Here is a 13,238-nt window from a genome sequence, read left to right on the forward strand (position 1 = left end):
CGCAAGTCGGTGGGAAAAGCCTTGGAGCAAGCGATCCGGTTAGCCGCTTGCACCGTGTGCCGCCAGATTCGTCCGGTGCTGCGATATACCGGACCTCAGTGAGCTTGCCTGCCGTCATGGCGGATTCATGACGAACCGACTTGTTGCCGCGATGGCCTTTGCTGCCTTGGTGATCTCGGTGCTGTCGTTGTTCGTGGCGTTGAGCGCCACGGAGGTGGAACCGGCACGATCGACAACGGATGTCGCCGCTGCGGCCACCACAGCGGGCGCCCGTGACGAGCCTGCAACGTCGCCGCTGCCGACCACAACCGCAGGCGCACCGGCGGGCGCTGCGACACCTTCGCCGACGGTCGTCACCGCTACTTCCGCGGCTACGGCCGAGCCTGCCGCCGCGACGACGCCTGACACAGAACTGCCGGGCACTGCGGCGGCGTTCGGGCCCGCGGCCGGCACGCAACTCGGCGTCATCGGCGTCGCCTACGACGACTGGCTGAATGTGCGCGATGTTCCCAACGGCGAGGTCGTGGCAACGCTGACGCTGCAGTTGTCGCCGCAGTCGCCAGCCGAGAGCGCGCTGCTGGTCCGCGATGCCGAGGCCGAAGCGGCGTTCGCGAGGATCGGCGTTGCGGGAGTGACCGCGACCGGCCGCTCTCGTGACCTCGCCACGAGCACGTGGCACGAGATCCAAGCGGGACCGATCGTCGGCTGGGCCAGCTCGAACTACCTGGCGCCGCTGTCGCCGGAAATCGCTCTGGACATCACTGCAGAGGTCATCGCCGACATCGGTGGCAACGCGACCGACGAGACGTTCGGAGAGCTGGTCGACCGGGTCGTAGCGACCATCGCCTCCGATGAGCCTCGGTCGCGCATCAGGACTACCTCGGCACCCGACCCATCGGGAGATCTCTTGGAAGCCGCCGTCGATGTCGTGGGACAGCCGGACGACTCGGTGCGCGGCTACCGGCTGCTCATCGTCGCCCAGATGGCGGACGACACCAGGGCCTTGACGGATGCCGACGGCGGAGACTTCACCACCGCCTGGGGGCCGTACACGCTCCGCAGCGTTATGGCCACTCCGCTGTGCTACAGCCATCGCGGCATCGGCGCCGACGGCGCCTGCAACTAGCGATCGAGGCTGCGGCTGCGAGCCGAACGCCGGTGCATCGCGGCACCGTGCCGCGGCGGTCAATGCGGAGCTAGTCGTCGTCGGCAGGCGGCGCCAGCGTGTCGCCGATGAGGTGTTGCACCACCTCGGCGAGGGCCTCGTGGTGATCGGCGCCAGCGTCCAGCGAAGCTTGATAGACGGCGAGTTGGCGGTTCGCTGAGGTGCCGTGCTCGCAGATGGTGCGGAGGTGGCGGATCTCATCGATGCAGCCGAGCGCCTCGGCATCGGGCATCACCAGCTCGATGAGCTCGTCGACCAGGTGGTCGTAGGGCACCAGCGTTCCCTTGCCGAAGTCGATCAACGAGCCGCCGATGCCGTAGCGCTCGGCGCGCCACAGGTTCTCGCCGATGAGGAAGTTCGCGTAGCCGCGCCAACGCTGGTTCTCGGTTCGCAGCCGCCACAGCATCCGCAGCAGGCAGACATACGCAGCCGCGATGGCGATGGTGTCTTCCATACGGGTCGGCAGGTCGGTGACCCGCATCTCCAGCGTCGGGTAGCGCTCGGAGGGCCGGATGTCCCACCAGACCTTCGACGAGTCCTCGATGATCCCGGCGTTCACCAGCACATCGACATGGCGACGGAACTCCGCCCACGAGTCGAACTTCGGCGGCAGGCCCGTGCGCGGCAGGGTCTTGTACACCGCCGAGCGGTAGCTGGCCAGCCCGGTGTCGCGGCCCTGCCAGAACGGCGACGAGGTCGACACGGCCAGCAGATGCGGCAGGAAGTACGTCACCTGGTTCATCAGGTCGATGCGCAGCTCGGGGTCTTCGATGCCCACGTGCACATGCAGCCCCGAGATGACGAGTTGGCGCGTGATGTCCTGGAGATCGTCGGCCAGAACCCGGTAGCGCTCCTTGTCGGTGATCTGGAGCTCCTCCGGTCTGGCGAACGGATGGGTGGACGCGGCAATCGGCGCAAGCCCATGTTCCGCAGCGGCCTCGGTGACCGCGAGTCGCAACAGGCCGACGTCGGCTCGCAGATGCTTCATGTCGCGGCAGATGCCGGTGCCGATCTCGATCTGCGCGCTGAAGAGCTCCGGGCTCACGAGCCCGTGGCGCAGCTCGGCCACCCGTTCGATCAGCCCGGGCGGTTGGGCCTGCACCAATGCGCCGCTGTCGCGGTCGACGAGGAGATGTTCCTCCTCGATCCCTATCGTCCAGCTCGGTTCGTCGATCATCGCCCGCGAGTGTGCCAAACCCGTGCCTTCTGCCGTCGCGCCGGTTGAGCCTCGCAACATGCGGGAGCGCTGGCGACCGTCTGCGGGATCAGTTGCGCGCCGTGACGATCCACGCAGCGGCAGGGAAGACCACGCCCTTCGACGTCTCGAAAGGCGCGAGCGCTGCAATGACGGCGTCCTTCGCCTGAGCGTGCACTTCGGGCGGGTGCCCGGCCAGCGCCCGCCGGGCGATGCCCAGGTCCATGGCAAATTGCGCAGTGTCGGCAAGCGTGCTGCCCACGCCGTACAGCACCTCGGTCTCGAACGACTCCAAGCCAGCGTCCGACCACCCCGCTGCACCGAGCATGTCGCTCACGAAGTCGGGATCGGCAAATGCGAACGGATCCACTGCCGGCCCCCCGCCGTCGGGCATCTCCACGATCTCCAGCACTGCCTTGTTGACAGTGACCAGCCACGGGTTTTGGCGCGGCGTCTGCCAGCAGACGAATGCAAGCTGCCCGCCGGGCCGCGTGGCGGCGCGCAGATTTGCGAACGCCGCCGCCGAATCAGCGAAGAACATCACGCCGAAGCGCGAGAAGACGAGGTCGAAGCCGCCGAAGACCCCGTTGCGACCCGAGGCAGCGGCACCGAGCGCGGCGATGTCCGCCGTCTGGGCGTCTGCGATCTCGAATGCGATCGGCGCCGTCTCAGGACGCTCGGCGGCATGCGCAGCGCCGCGTCGGCGGGCCACGTCGATCAGCGTCTCGCTGATGTCGAGGCCCAGCACCGAACCGCCGACGCGCTCGCTCCACTGCAGCGTCGTCTGGCCGCAGCCGCAGCCCACGTCCAGCACGTTGGCTTCCGTTGGCAGGCCCTCCACGGTCTCCATCGCCGCTAGGCCGATGTGGCCGAGCTGAGCGTCCAGCCGCTCCTGCTCCTGCACCCACACGTCTGCGTTGCGCCAGAACTCGCGCTGCTGGGCGTTGGGATCGTCGTTCACACTCATCAGGGGCCTCTCTGTGAAGCTGCCTTCTTCTAGCGGCCCCGGTGCGCGGCTTCATTCCGACGCAGCACGTGAACTGCGACCGACGCTCGCTCGTCGCAACGGCGCGTCAGAACAACGTCGTGTCGGGTCCGGCGAAGGCCTTCGAGTAGGTCACCAGCGCGGTTTCCACGTCGCAGTGGGCGGCGCTCGGCACCGGCTCGGCATCGGGCAGCGCCTCGGTGAACGACCAGCTGAGCCGGTGGATGGCGCACGGTCCATGGGAGGCCAGAGCCGCACGGTGGACCGGCGCGGGATAGCCCTTGTTCGACTCGAACCCGTAGGGCGGGAAGTCGCCGGCCAGCGTCGTCATGATCCGGTCCCGCACAACCTTGGCCATGATCGAGGCGGCCGCGATCGACAGGCAGCGCCGGTCGCCCTCCACAAGCGCCCGGCTCGGACGCCAGTCCACGAAGTTGAACTTGCCGTCGAGCAGCACCCGGTCCGGCTCGGCCGGCAGCAGTTCCAGGGCCCGGCGGGTGGCCAGCCGCAGGGCATCGGTCATGCCCAACTCGTCGCACTCGGCGGCGGTTGCATGCCCCACCGACCATGCACGGGCCCAGTCGTCAATGCGCTGGAAGAGCTGCTCGCGCACCTCGGAGCGGAGCTCCTTGGAGTCGCGGATGCCGTTCACGCGACCGTGCGGCGACACCACGACTGCGCCGACGGTCAACGGGCCGGCCCAAGCACCGCGGCCCACCTCGTCCACGCCGACCACCGTCGTCTCGCCCGCATCCCAGCAGCGCCGCTCGAACGTGAGGCTCGGCCGCGCCGTCATGGATGTGAACCTAGTTGCCGACCCCGTGCCGACCGGGAGACCGGTTACAGCACGGGCGGGGGTGCGAGGAGCGCCTCGCCCTGCCAGCCCGTGGCCGTGAACGCCGGGTCCAGCCCTGGCGCTGTGACTGACGGCGGGTCGCCGCCCGGGTCGTGTGGCACCACGTCCCACAGCAGCGCCGGCCGCTCGCCGTGCCAGCGCACCGCCCACGACACAGCCCCGATCGCGGTCGGCACGTGGTGCACTTCGACCGGCTGGCCCAGCCAGGTCGCCGGCCAGTACGCGGCGAGCCGCAGGCGGGCCGGTTCGCGACCTGCTCCCCCGCTGCTGGCCGGACCGTCGTCGGGAACGTCGACCAGCAGCCGCAGCAGCGTCCGCACGAACAGGCCGCCCACCATCAGGTCGTGCCCCGTCCCGTTGGTGCCCGTGCGCAGCGCCGGGTGCATGTAGGTCGGCCAGTTCAGCGTCGGCGATGCCACCGAGACCAGCGCCTCAAGCCGATCGAAGGCGCGTCCCGGCGCTGGTCGAGCCTCAGCGAAGGCCAACAGCGCCGTGGCCACCATGTCGTGACCGCACGACGCAGCGGTGTCGTCCACGAAGTCCGCAGGCGTGCCGTCGGCCGGCTCGGCCCCCACGAATGGCAGCGGCGGCGCCCACGGCACCGCGGCATGGATCCACAGCCCGGTGTCATGCGACACCCACTCCCAACGCCTGTCCGGCTGCTCAGATTCCGCGCTCGATGCTGTTTCGCCGGTCTCACGCCAAGCAAATTGCGCCGTGCTGCGAGCCCGGACGCTCGTGTCCGAAGACACCTCCCACGGCAGCCGTCCCGACCGATCGCGGTAGAACGATGAGGATTCGTTGATGCCAGTACCGCTGCGGGCTGCGTGCGGGCCGGCGCGGCGACGACGCCGGGAGCGGGCGGGAGTTGCCGAACTGTCGCCCACCTCTACGCGAAGCACCTCAGGCAGCGACATCGCCTCGCGCTGTAAGGCAGTCGCGGCGCGCTCAGCGCCGAGTCGAAATAGAAGGCGGTAGCCGGCTCGTAGGCCTTCCCGGATCGTCCATGCCTCCTCGCGGTGCTCTGCGTCGCGTGTCAGCAGCCTTCGTGCCGCTGCCGTCACGAACTCTGAGATGCCCTCTGCAAGCGCCGGGTCGGGATGCAACGACAGCAGGTGCTCGGCAAGCACGAGCGAGGTGCCCGTCACCGAGACCCCCATGCTGGTCGTGGCGCCCGAGTAGTCCTGCGCCTGAGCCTGGCGCAACAGCAGATCGCGGACCTGCTGGGGCACGCCCGCCTCGACGAGCGCCAGCAACTGCACAAGGTCGTCGCCGGCGAACTGCGCATCGGTGTCGAGCGCCGAGGCGAGCATCGGACCCACGACACCGGGGCCGTCATCGAAGGGCGCCGTCGAGAGAAGCTGCGCCGAGCGTGCAGCGAGCGCGGCGTCAGCCAGCCGACCGCCAGGCAACTCGAGCCGGCAGCCTGCGTCGACACGCCGGCTCCAACCGTTGGCCACCCGGTCCAGGCTCGGCACCGCGTCGAGCACGGCAGCGCCGAGCGCGGGGCTGCCGGCATCGTCCCACTCAAAGGCCGAACCGCGCCCCACAACGGCGGTGCGTAGCGTCGCTCCGGCGACCAGCGGGAAGACCGCTGCTGCATTGGCCATTCGCTGCGGGTCTGTCACCGAAACCGGAGCTCGCTCGGGCTGCGGTATTGATGCCGGCTCGGATCGCAGCGATGCCGCGTGGTCGGACGGCGGCGCGGCGCCGCCGATGCTCACCGCCACCGAGCTCTCCTGCCCTGCGGCGGCCTGTTCGCCCGCTTCCACCAGTGCGCCAGCGCAGTCGGCCCCGTCACTGCCGACCACGATGTCTCCAGGCGTGCGGTCGAAAATCACTGCCGCGCGGCCCACTGCGTGGCCGAGTCCGTCGTCGATGGTCGTCACCCGGTTGTCGACGGAGATCTCGTCGATGCCCCACGCGTTCGACCATCCCCAGATCTCGCCGTCCGCATGCTCGAACGCGCCCAAGTGGTACGGCCGCGCGGCGAGCGCAACCGCCACGGGCGCATCCGTGCGGTTGGTGATCTCCACTACGAACACTTCGGGAACGGCGCTCGTGCCATCGCCCGCCACCTGCTTGCGGCGCTGCTGCTTGACGTGCCGCTCGGCATCATCGAGCCGAACCGAAGCACCCCGGGCCGCCGCAGCCCGGTGCACCACATCCCCGCCGCCGACTCGCAGGATCGTCTCGACCACCGGCATCCCTTCCACCAAGCGCTGCCGCACCGCGGCCGCCCGCGATGGGAAGACCCACTCATCTCCGGCCCGCACCCACCAGTCGAGCGACCAGCACCCCAGCACCACGAGCCCCCGGGGATCCACCGCAGCCCGGTCGAGCGTCTCGGGAAGCCCGATCGTCGTCCATGAGCGACCCGCCGTGTTTGCCAGCACGCTGTCCGAAACCTGCTGAGCAGGGAGCCAATAGCGGACCTGGCTCGGCTCCGGCGCATACGCCGCCGATCCCGGGTCGAGCTGCCGCTCAGCCCACCACGGTCGCACCCACCCCGCAGGCGGCTCAGTCAGCACCGTTCTGTCCCATCAATCCGGCACCTTCAGTCCTTGCGTACCCAGCACATCGCGTACGCCGTATGTTGCGCTGTATGGCCGCGACTCGCACGCAGGTGTACCTCACCGAGGAGCAGCGTCAACGTATCGACGAACTCGCAGCCATCGAGGGAGTCACGCCGGCCGAGATCGTCCGCCGGGCAATCGACGCCTACTTCTCGTCACATGTCCCCGATGCTTCAGCGAGCTTCTCACGTGCCTTCGGTGCCTTGACCGATATCGACGTCCCCTCGCGAGATGAATGGCAGCGAGTCTGATCCACTTGCCAACTCTAGTAAAATCAGTTGAAATATATTTAAAACATGTGAGAGCGTTCCGACATGGTCCGGTTGCGCAAGCGCATCGCTCGAATTCGGCGCAATCCGCGCAATGTGCCGTGGCAAGAGCTCGTGAGCGTGTGCGACGCGCTCTTCGGCGAGCCGACACGCATCGCGGGCAGTCACCGCATCTACGATGTGAGATGGTCGGAGTCGCGCATACTGGTTCTGCAGCCGCATGGAGCAAGTGCGAAGCCGTATCAAGTTCGCCAAGTACTGAAAGCAATCGAGGAGTTGGAAGCGCGTAATGGCCACATGTGAACTCCCGAGTGAATACCGGTTTCGCACCGAGTGGTCTGAGGAAGATCAGGAATGGGTCGGGCTGTGCGACGCCTTCCCACTGGCGAGCTGGCTTGAGCCCAAGCGTGAGGCTGCCGAAGCTGGCATCCGGGCAGTCGTTGCTGAGGTGCTGGGCCTGCGCGACACCGGGACCGACCCGCAGCCGCCCGCCTGAGCACGGCCACGGCTGCGCTCCGCCCTGTGAGCGGTCATACACTCGCCGCGGGTGACTGCTATGAGCGTCACGCCGACCGTGCTCATTCCCGTCAAGGGCTTCCGGCTCGCCAAGGGCCGCCTCGCTGATCGCCTGAGCGACACCGAACGCCACGAGCTGGCGCGCACCATGGCGAGCCAAGTCGTCGAAGCCGCCGGGTCGCTCCCTGTCCGAGTCGTCTGCGACAACGACGAGGTTGCCGACTGGGCTCGTGCGGTCGGCGCCGAGGTGCTGTGGATCGACGCCGATGGCCTGAACCCGGCAATCAGCGCAGCAGTCGCCGCCCTCGAAGCAGACCTCGATCTCGACGTTGACGGATCCGGACACGTTGTTGTCGCGCATGCAGACCTGCCGCATGCGCAGACGCTCTCGGGCCTCGCCGAGACCGGCACCGTGACCATCGTCCCGGACCGGCACCTCGACGGCACCAATGTGATGGCGCTGCCGCTCGGCACCGGCTTCGAATTCCACTACGGGCCTGGCTCGTTCAGGGCACATTGCACCGAAGCCCTGCGCCGCGGCCTCGACCTGCGGGTGAGGAGAAGTGCCGACCTGGAGTTCGACATCGATACACCCGACGACCTCGACGCAGCAGGCTTGACCGGGTCTGCAACTGCTGATGGGCGCTGAGGGCTTCTCGATTGACCTGGCGGTGCCGGCTTCGGCGCTGGTCATTGCCGCGCACCCCGATGATGCCGAGTTCGACTGCGGGGCGACGCTGGCCAAGTGGGCAGCCGCCGGCGCGGTGGTCCACCACTTCATCTGCACCGACGGCTCGAAGGGCACGTGGGACGCCGAGTGCGACCAGGCGGCGCTGGTGCGAACCCGCCAGGACGAGCAGCGCGCCGCCGCTGGCGCGCTCGGCGGCACCGGCGAGGTGCGCTTCGGCGGCCACGTCGACGGCGAGCTCGACAGCGATCTCGCGACCCGAGCCCAGGTCGCGCGGGTCATCCGCGAACTGCGCCCAGCCGTCGTGCTGGGCCATGACCCATGGAAGCGCTACCGGCTGCATCCCGATCATCGCCACGCGGGTCTGCTGGCCGTCGAGAGCGTGGTCGCCGCACGCGACCCGTTCTTCTTCCCCGAGCAGGGCCTGCCGCCGCACCGACCCGAGGAGCTGCTGCTGTTCGAGGCCGACGAACCCGACCACGCGGAGAACGTCGAGGGCTGGACTGCCGCCAAGACCGAGGCGCTGCTGTGCCACCACACCCAGTTCGTGACCACCCATGACATCACCGACCCTGACAACCCCGCCCAGGTGCAGCGCTTCGCCGACTGGGTCGACGCCGTCGCAGCGGCCAGCGGCCAGCAGGCCGGGCTCGCCTACGCGGAGCTGTTTAAGCGCATCGACGGCATCTGAGCTTCGCTAGGGCGCGGTGTCAATCTCGCTGTCGTCCCAGAAGCCCGCGAGCGGAGTCGCGGCACCATCGGCGTAACTCGCGAGCCTGGCCACGGCAGCTTCGTCGAACAGCTCGATGACGTCGAAGACTGCAGTTGGTCCGAGCGTGCGCAGTGCACGGTCGCTTTCGGCACCCACACGGGGCAGGTGCGGCGTCAACAGCAGCAAGCGTGCACCGGGCTGGGCCGAAGCCAGCACCGACGCCCGGCCCAGTGCCTTCCACAGTGTCTCGGCGCGCAGCAGTCCGGGACGCACGGTGGTGAACGCCCCGGCCACATCGATCCACCACTCACGGTTCGCCCGGTCGGCCACCAAGAAGCTGAACTTCACCCCGGCGCCCCGTACTGTCGCGGGGCTTCGCAGCACCTCGAAACCACAGCGTTCCAACAGGTCGGCGGCGATGTCGTGGGCCTTGCGTCCTGCCTCCGTGGCTTGACGGACGAACGCGTCGGCGGTCATCGCATCAGCAACTGCCTTCGGCGCGGCCGTGCTCAACTCGAACAACGGTGGCTGTTCCGTGTTGGGCGGCGCGTCGGGCTGCGCTGAGGCTGCGGCAGCGACCCGTGCGCGTGCCAAGTCCACGTAGTCGGGATTCAGGTCGTAGCCCACCGGCCGCCGGCCGCACAGCACGCTTGCAACCAGGGTGGTGCCCGAACCCATGAACGGGTCGAGTACGAGGTCGTCCTCGTAGGTGTACAAGTCGATCAGGCGCCGGGGCAGCTCGAGCGGGAACGGCGCCGGGTGTCGCACCCGCTGCGCGCTCTCGGGCCCCATGTCCCACACGTCGATAGTGGCTTCCATGAACTCGTCGGTGGACAGGCTGCTGCGATGCGGCAGTCCCTCCTCCTCGCGCTGTGCCGCCGAGCGCGCCCGATCGAAGCGGCCCTTGCTGGCGATCACGATGCGCTCGGTGGTGTCGCGCAGGGTCGGGTTGGACGGGCTGCGGAACGATCCCCATGCGCACGACCCGCTCGAGCCCTTGCTCTTCTGCCACACGATCTCGCCGCGCAGCAGCAGGCCGAGCTCCTCGAAGATCTTCGCGACGTCGCCCGACAGGCTGCGGTACGGCTTGCGACCCAGGTTCGCCACGTTGACGGCAATGCGGCCGCCTGGCTCCAGCACCCGCACGCACTCGGCAAAGACGTCCCGCAACATGTCGAGGTAGTCGAAGTAGCTGGTGGGAATGCGGCTGTCGGTGCCGGCAGCGATGGCATCTTCGTACGACTTGCCCACGAAGTACGGCGGTGAGGTGACCACGAGCGCCACGCACGCATCGGGCAGTTCGGCCATCTGCCGGGCGTCGCCGCAGAAGCAGCCATCGTCGAGACGTTCGGCCAGCTCAGGGTCGAAGTCGGGTCCCCGAGCCACCGTGTCGTCATCGGACAGCACCGGCGGGGTGAAGCGCTCGTAGAACGCCGAAGCATCGTGGCCCTCGCGCCGGGAGGCGCCGAAGCGAGACGTTGCCGTACGGCGAGCAGACGGCGCGACGGTGCGCGTTCCGACCAATGGCTCCCGGGGAGTCATTTGTTCCAAGGTACCGAACAAGCGCGCGCCCGCCAAGAGCGGGCCGCTGCTTAGGCGTCGTGGAGCACCATGCGGACGCGCTTGTTGCCCTTGCCCTTCGACTCGGTCTTGGTGATCTCGAAGCGGCCCACGGCGCCGGTGGACACCACATGGGTGCCTCCGTCGGCTTGGCGATCGAGCCCGACGATGTCGACCACCCGGATGTCGGTCACCCACTCGGGGATCAGGTTGACCTTGGTGCGGATCAGCTCGGGATCGGCCAGCGCCACCGACCGTTCCAAGAAGCTCACCTCGATGGGCCGGTCCGCGGCGATCTCGGCGTTGACCAGCTCGGTGACCCGTGCAGCGAAGCCCTCGGGCAGCGGGTTGAACTCGAAGTCCATCCGGGCAGCCAGCGGCTCCATGTTCCCGCCGGTCACCAGCACTCCCCACTCGTTCCAGATGACCCCGCACAGGATGTGCAGCGCGGTGTGGGTGCGCATGAGCTGCAGGCGGCGTTCCCAGTCGACTGTGCCGGTGACTGCAGTTCCCTCCGGTGGAGGCTGGCCGCCTACCCAGTGCCAGATGAGGTCGCCTTCCTTGCGCACGTTGTGCACCTGCCAGGTGTTGCCGCCCTGGTCGGCGAGCGTGCCGGTGTCGTGCGGCTGCCCTCCGCCGGTGGCATAGAAGACCGTCTGGTCGAGGGCAACCGCATCGTCACGCACAGCGACCACCATCGCCTCGACAGTCTGCTGGTACGCATCGCGCAGGTAGATCTGGTCGGTATTCGCTTCGGCGCTCATCGCCGCAGACGATACGGCGCCCGGCCGCCGCATCGGTCAGTCGGCCCGGCGGTGGCGGTGGCCGTTACGGTGACGCCGTGCGCATCGTGACCTGGAACCTGTGGTGGCGATTCGGGGACAACTGGGAGGCCCGCCACGAGGCCATTACCGCGACGCTTGCCGAGCTCGACGCCGACGTCGTGTGCTGCCAAGAGATCTGGGCCGAGCGCGATGGCCAGAATCAGGCCGATCTGCTCGGCGACACGCTGGGCATGAACGTCGCACACCACCCGCGCTTCGGGCGGCGAGGACTGTCGTTCAGCAACGCGATCCTGAGCCGCACAGCGATCATCGAATCCAGCTCGCACTCGCTGGCGGTCGGCGACCCCTCATCGCCCGAGGGCCAGCAGTCCGGGCACCGGACCGCTGTCGTGGCCCGGATCGCCCGCGCAGACGGCGCTATGACCGTCATCTGCACCCACCTCGAGCACCGCTTCCATCTCAGCGAGATCCGCCAGGCACAGGTGTCGACGCTGTGCGAGCTGGCAGCGCCTCATCACGATCCCGAGGGTTTCCCGATCGTCATGGCAGGCGACTTCAACGCCGTCCCGAGCTCCGAGGAGATCCGGTTGCTGACCGGCGAACGCCCGCCACCAGTGCCCAAGTTGGTCTGGAGCGACGCGTGGGCGCAGGCGGGTGACGGCCCCGGCTTCACCTGGAGCGGCCAGAACCCCTACCTGCACCAAGCCATGTGGCCGAACCGGCGCATCGACTATGTGTTCGTGTCGACACCGCGCCCGGTTCCGCAGGGGAACATCACGAGTATCCGGCTGATCGGCGCCGAATCCGTCGACGGGGTCGTGCCATCCGACCACTACGGACTGGTCGTGGACCTGGTCGATTGAGCCGGAGGCGTCAGGTCTCGTAGAGCTCCAGGATCGACGCAGCGGCAGCACTGCCCGCTTCGGCGAGCTCGGGCGGCAGCTCTGCCGCGTTCACGACGTGCGTCTCGGCGCCGAGGCGCAGCAGCATCTGGCTCAGCACGAACGGGCTGCGGATCGCGTACGTCACGATGCACCGGTCGCCGTCGTCGCGTACCTCCCGTGATGGGTACGCCTCCACTCGCCACAAGTCGCTGCGCGGAATCGACAGCACCACATCGGTCGTCTCGTCGGACTCGGCCGGCGCAACAGCTCCGAGACCGGCCGGCTCGCCTGACGCCTCGCTGGGCTCGGCCGGGCTGCCTGGCGCCTCGCTGGGCTCGGCCGGGCTGCCTGGCGCCTCGCGCGGCTCGGCCGGGCTGCCTGGCGCCTCGCGGGGCTCGGCCGAACGGCCATGCAGTTCGCCGGTGTCGCTGCACTCCTCGATGCGGTCGACCCGGAACGAGCGCAGGTCTTGGCGCAGGTGACACCAGCCCCGCAGGTACCAGTGGCCGTCGGCCAGCGAGACGTCCAGCGGGTCCACCCGACGCTCGCTGACGGCGTTGGTATTCGGGGTGTAGTAGTGGATGCTGACGGTGGTGCCAGCGCGTACGGCTTCCCGCAGCGTCGGCAGGCTGCGCGGCAGCGGCAGCTCCACCGACACCCGTACTCGCTCGCCGTACGCCGCACGCAGCTTGTCGAGCGCCGTCGCCAGCGCGCCCGTCCGGTCGGCGCCGCGCAAGGCCAGCGCAGACTGACCCGCTACGAGGATCCCGAACGCCTGCGGCACCGACAAGTCAAGCGGCCGATCCAGCATCGCTCCCGGCTCGACATGCACCCACGCCTCGCCAGCTTCGTCGTCGTCGCCGAACACGACGATGCCGAGATTCTCATAGGCGCTTGCCCCGGTCACCTCGTAACACATGGCGGCGAGCAGCAGGTCGTACACGGCAGCCGGACGCATCTCGAATCGCTCGGCGATGTCGCCCACGGTGGCTCCGCCTCGCTCGACCACCCACGGCACGATGGCCAGCAGGCGCTCGATCTTCACCG

At 68.6% G+C, this 13,238-nt stretch carries 14 protein-coding genes; 7 read left to right on the top strand and 7 right to left on the bottom strand.

The window, feature by feature from the left end; genetic code table 11:
* The first annotated feature begins 127 nt into the window (after positions 1 to 127).
* Positions 128 to 1,126 (top strand): hypothetical protein, encoded by a 999-nt coding sequence (locus ACOGI8_RS12930; protein ID WP_419854207.1) that lies wholly within the window; start codon positions 128 to 130, stop codon positions 1,124 to 1,126.
* Positions 1,127 to 1,196: 70 nt separating this feature from the next.
* Here ACOGI8_RS12930 and ACOGI8_RS12935 read toward each other — a convergent pair whose 3' ends face one another.
* From ACOGI8_RS12935 to ACOGI8_RS12950, 4 genes are all read right to left on the bottom strand, one after another.
* Positions 1,197 to 2,339, bottom strand: coding sequence for a carboxylate-amine ligase (locus ACOGI8_RS12935; protein WP_419856410.1), 1,143 nt, complete (start codon positions 2,337 to 2,339; stop codon positions 1,197 to 1,199).
* Positions 2,340 to 2,430: 91 nt separating this feature from the next.
* On the bottom strand, positions 2,431 to 3,327 hold the full coding sequence (locus tag ACOGI8_RS12940; protein ID WP_419854208.1) for a class I SAM-dependent methyltransferase: 897 nt from the start codon (positions 3,325 to 3,327) through the stop codon (positions 2,431 to 2,433).
* Between the two features lie 106 nt (positions 3,328 to 3,433).
* On the bottom strand, positions 3,434 to 4,141 hold the full coding sequence (locus tag ACOGI8_RS12945) for a ribonuclease HII (protein WP_419854209.1): 708 nt from the start codon (positions 4,139 to 4,141) through the stop codon (positions 3,434 to 3,436).
* 44 nt (positions 4,142 to 4,185) lie between these two features.
* Complete coding sequence (locus tag ACOGI8_RS12950) at positions 4,186 to 6,732, bottom strand: hypothetical protein (protein ID WP_419854210.1); 2,547 nt, start codon at positions 6,730 to 6,732, stop codon at positions 4,186 to 4,188.
* A 74-nt stretch (positions 6,733 to 6,806) separates the two neighbouring features.
* Here ACOGI8_RS12950 and ACOGI8_RS12955 point away from each other — a divergent pair, with 74 nt between their 5' ends.
* From ACOGI8_RS12955 to ACOGI8_RS12975, 5 genes are all read left to right on the top strand, one after another.
* Complete coding sequence (locus tag ACOGI8_RS12955) at positions 6,807 to 7,028, top strand: CopG family transcriptional regulator (protein ID WP_419854211.1); 222 nt, start codon at positions 6,807 to 6,809, stop codon at positions 7,026 to 7,028.
* Positions 7,029 to 7,091: 63 nt separating this feature from the next.
* On the top strand, positions 7,092 to 7,349 hold the full coding sequence (locus ACOGI8_RS12960; RefSeq protein ID WP_419854212.1) for a toxin HicA: 258 nt from the start codon (positions 7,092 to 7,094) through the stop codon (positions 7,347 to 7,349).
* Positions 7,336 to 7,542 carry a hypothetical protein gene (locus ACOGI8_RS12965; RefSeq protein ID WP_419854213.1) on the top strand — a complete coding sequence of 69 codons (207 nt, stop codon included), beginning with the start codon at positions 7,336 to 7,338 and terminating at the stop codon, positions 7,540 to 7,542. Before ACOGI8_RS12960 ends, ACOGI8_RS12965 begins: the two co-directional genes overlap by 14 nt.
* A 60-nt stretch (positions 7,543 to 7,602) precedes the next feature.
* Entirely contained in the window at positions 7,603 to 8,211 is a 609-nt protein-coding gene (gene cofC / locus ACOGI8_RS12970) for a 2-phospho-L-lactate guanylyltransferase (RefSeq protein ID WP_419856411.1), read from the top strand.
* Positions 8,201 to 8,941 (top strand): PIG-L deacetylase family protein, encoded by a 741-nt coding sequence (locus ACOGI8_RS12975; RefSeq protein WP_419854214.1) that lies wholly within the window; start codon positions 8,201 to 8,203, stop codon positions 8,939 to 8,941. Before cofC ends, ACOGI8_RS12975 begins: the two co-directional genes overlap by 11 nt.
* 6 nt (positions 8,942 to 8,947) lie before the next feature.
* Here ACOGI8_RS12975 and ACOGI8_RS12980 read toward each other — a convergent pair whose 3' ends face one another.
* A complete protein-coding gene (locus ACOGI8_RS12980; RefSeq protein ID WP_419854215.1) occupies positions 8,948 to 10,504 on the bottom strand; it encodes a DNA-methyltransferase in 1,557 nt (518 codons plus the stop codon).
* A 50-nt stretch (positions 10,505 to 10,554) separates the two neighbouring features.
* Positions 10,555 to 11,286, bottom strand: coding sequence for an alanyl-tRNA editing protein (locus ACOGI8_RS12985; protein ID WP_419854216.1), 732 nt, complete (start codon positions 11,284 to 11,286; stop codon positions 10,555 to 10,557).
* A gap of 77 nt (positions 11,287 to 11,363) precedes the next feature.
* On the opposite strand from ACOGI8_RS12985, the gene ACOGI8_RS12990 reads away from it, so the two are divergent.
* The gene (locus ACOGI8_RS12990) at positions 11,364 to 12,170 is read left to right on the top strand and encodes an endonuclease/exonuclease/phosphatase family protein (protein WP_419854217.1); all 807 of its coding nucleotides are present in this window, start codon (positions 11,364 to 11,366) and stop codon (positions 12,168 to 12,170) included.
* Between the two features lie 10 nt (positions 12,171 to 12,180).
* Here ACOGI8_RS12990 and ACOGI8_RS12995 read toward each other — a convergent pair whose 3' ends face one another.
* Positions 12,181 to 13,236, bottom strand: coding sequence for a helix-turn-helix transcriptional regulator (locus tag ACOGI8_RS12995; protein WP_419854218.1), 1,056 nt, complete (start codon positions 13,234 to 13,236; stop codon positions 12,181 to 12,183).
* Between the last annotated feature and the right edge of the window lie 2 nt (positions 13,237 to 13,238).

This window comes from Candidatus Poriferisodalis sp., from assembly GCF_965204195.1.
GTDB lineage: Bacteria > Actinomycetota > Acidimicrobiia > Acidimicrobiales > Poriferisodalaceae > Poriferisodalis.

What these genes read in the sequence shown, in the direction of transcription:
- ACOGI8_RS12980 (WP_419854215.1), bottom strand. Translation starts at nt 10,504, where the DNA reads ATGACTCCCCGGGAGCCATTGGTCGGAACGCGCACCGTCGCGCCGTCT.
- cofC (WP_419856411.1), top strand. Translation starts at nt 7,603, where the DNA reads ATGAGCGTCACGCCGACCGTGCTCATTCCCGTCAAGGGCTTCCGGCTC.
- ACOGI8_RS12940 (WP_419854208.1), bottom strand. Translation starts at nt 3,327, where the DNA reads ATGAGTGTGAACGACGATCCCAACGCCCAGCAGCGCGAGTTCTGGCGC.
- ACOGI8_RS12975 (WP_419854214.1), top strand. Translation starts at nt 8,201, where the DNA reads ATGGGCGCTGAGGGCTTCTCGATTGACCTGGCGGTGCCGGCTTCGGCG.
- ACOGI8_RS12945 (WP_419854209.1), bottom strand. Translation starts at nt 4,141, where the DNA reads ATGACGGCGCGGCCGAGCCTCACGTTCGAGCGGCGCTGCTGGGATGCG.
- ACOGI8_RS12930 (WP_419854207.1), top strand. Translation starts at nt 128, where the DNA reads ATGACGAACCGACTTGTTGCCGCGATGGCCTTTGCTGCCTTGGTGATC.
- ACOGI8_RS12985 (WP_419854216.1), bottom strand. Translation starts at nt 11,286, where the DNA reads ATGAGCGCCGAAGCGAATACCGACCAGATCTACCTGCGCGATGCGTAC.
- ACOGI8_RS12965 (WP_419854213.1), top strand. Translation starts at nt 7,336, where the DNA reads ATGGCCACATGTGAACTCCCGAGTGAATACCGGTTTCGCACCGAGTGG.
- ACOGI8_RS12960 (WP_419854212.1), top strand. Translation starts at nt 7,092, where the DNA reads ATGGTCCGGTTGCGCAAGCGCATCGCTCGAATTCGGCGCAATCCGCGC.
- ACOGI8_RS12955 (WP_419854211.1), top strand. Translation starts at nt 6,807, where the DNA reads ATGGCCGCGACTCGCACGCAGGTGTACCTCACCGAGGAGCAGCGTCAA.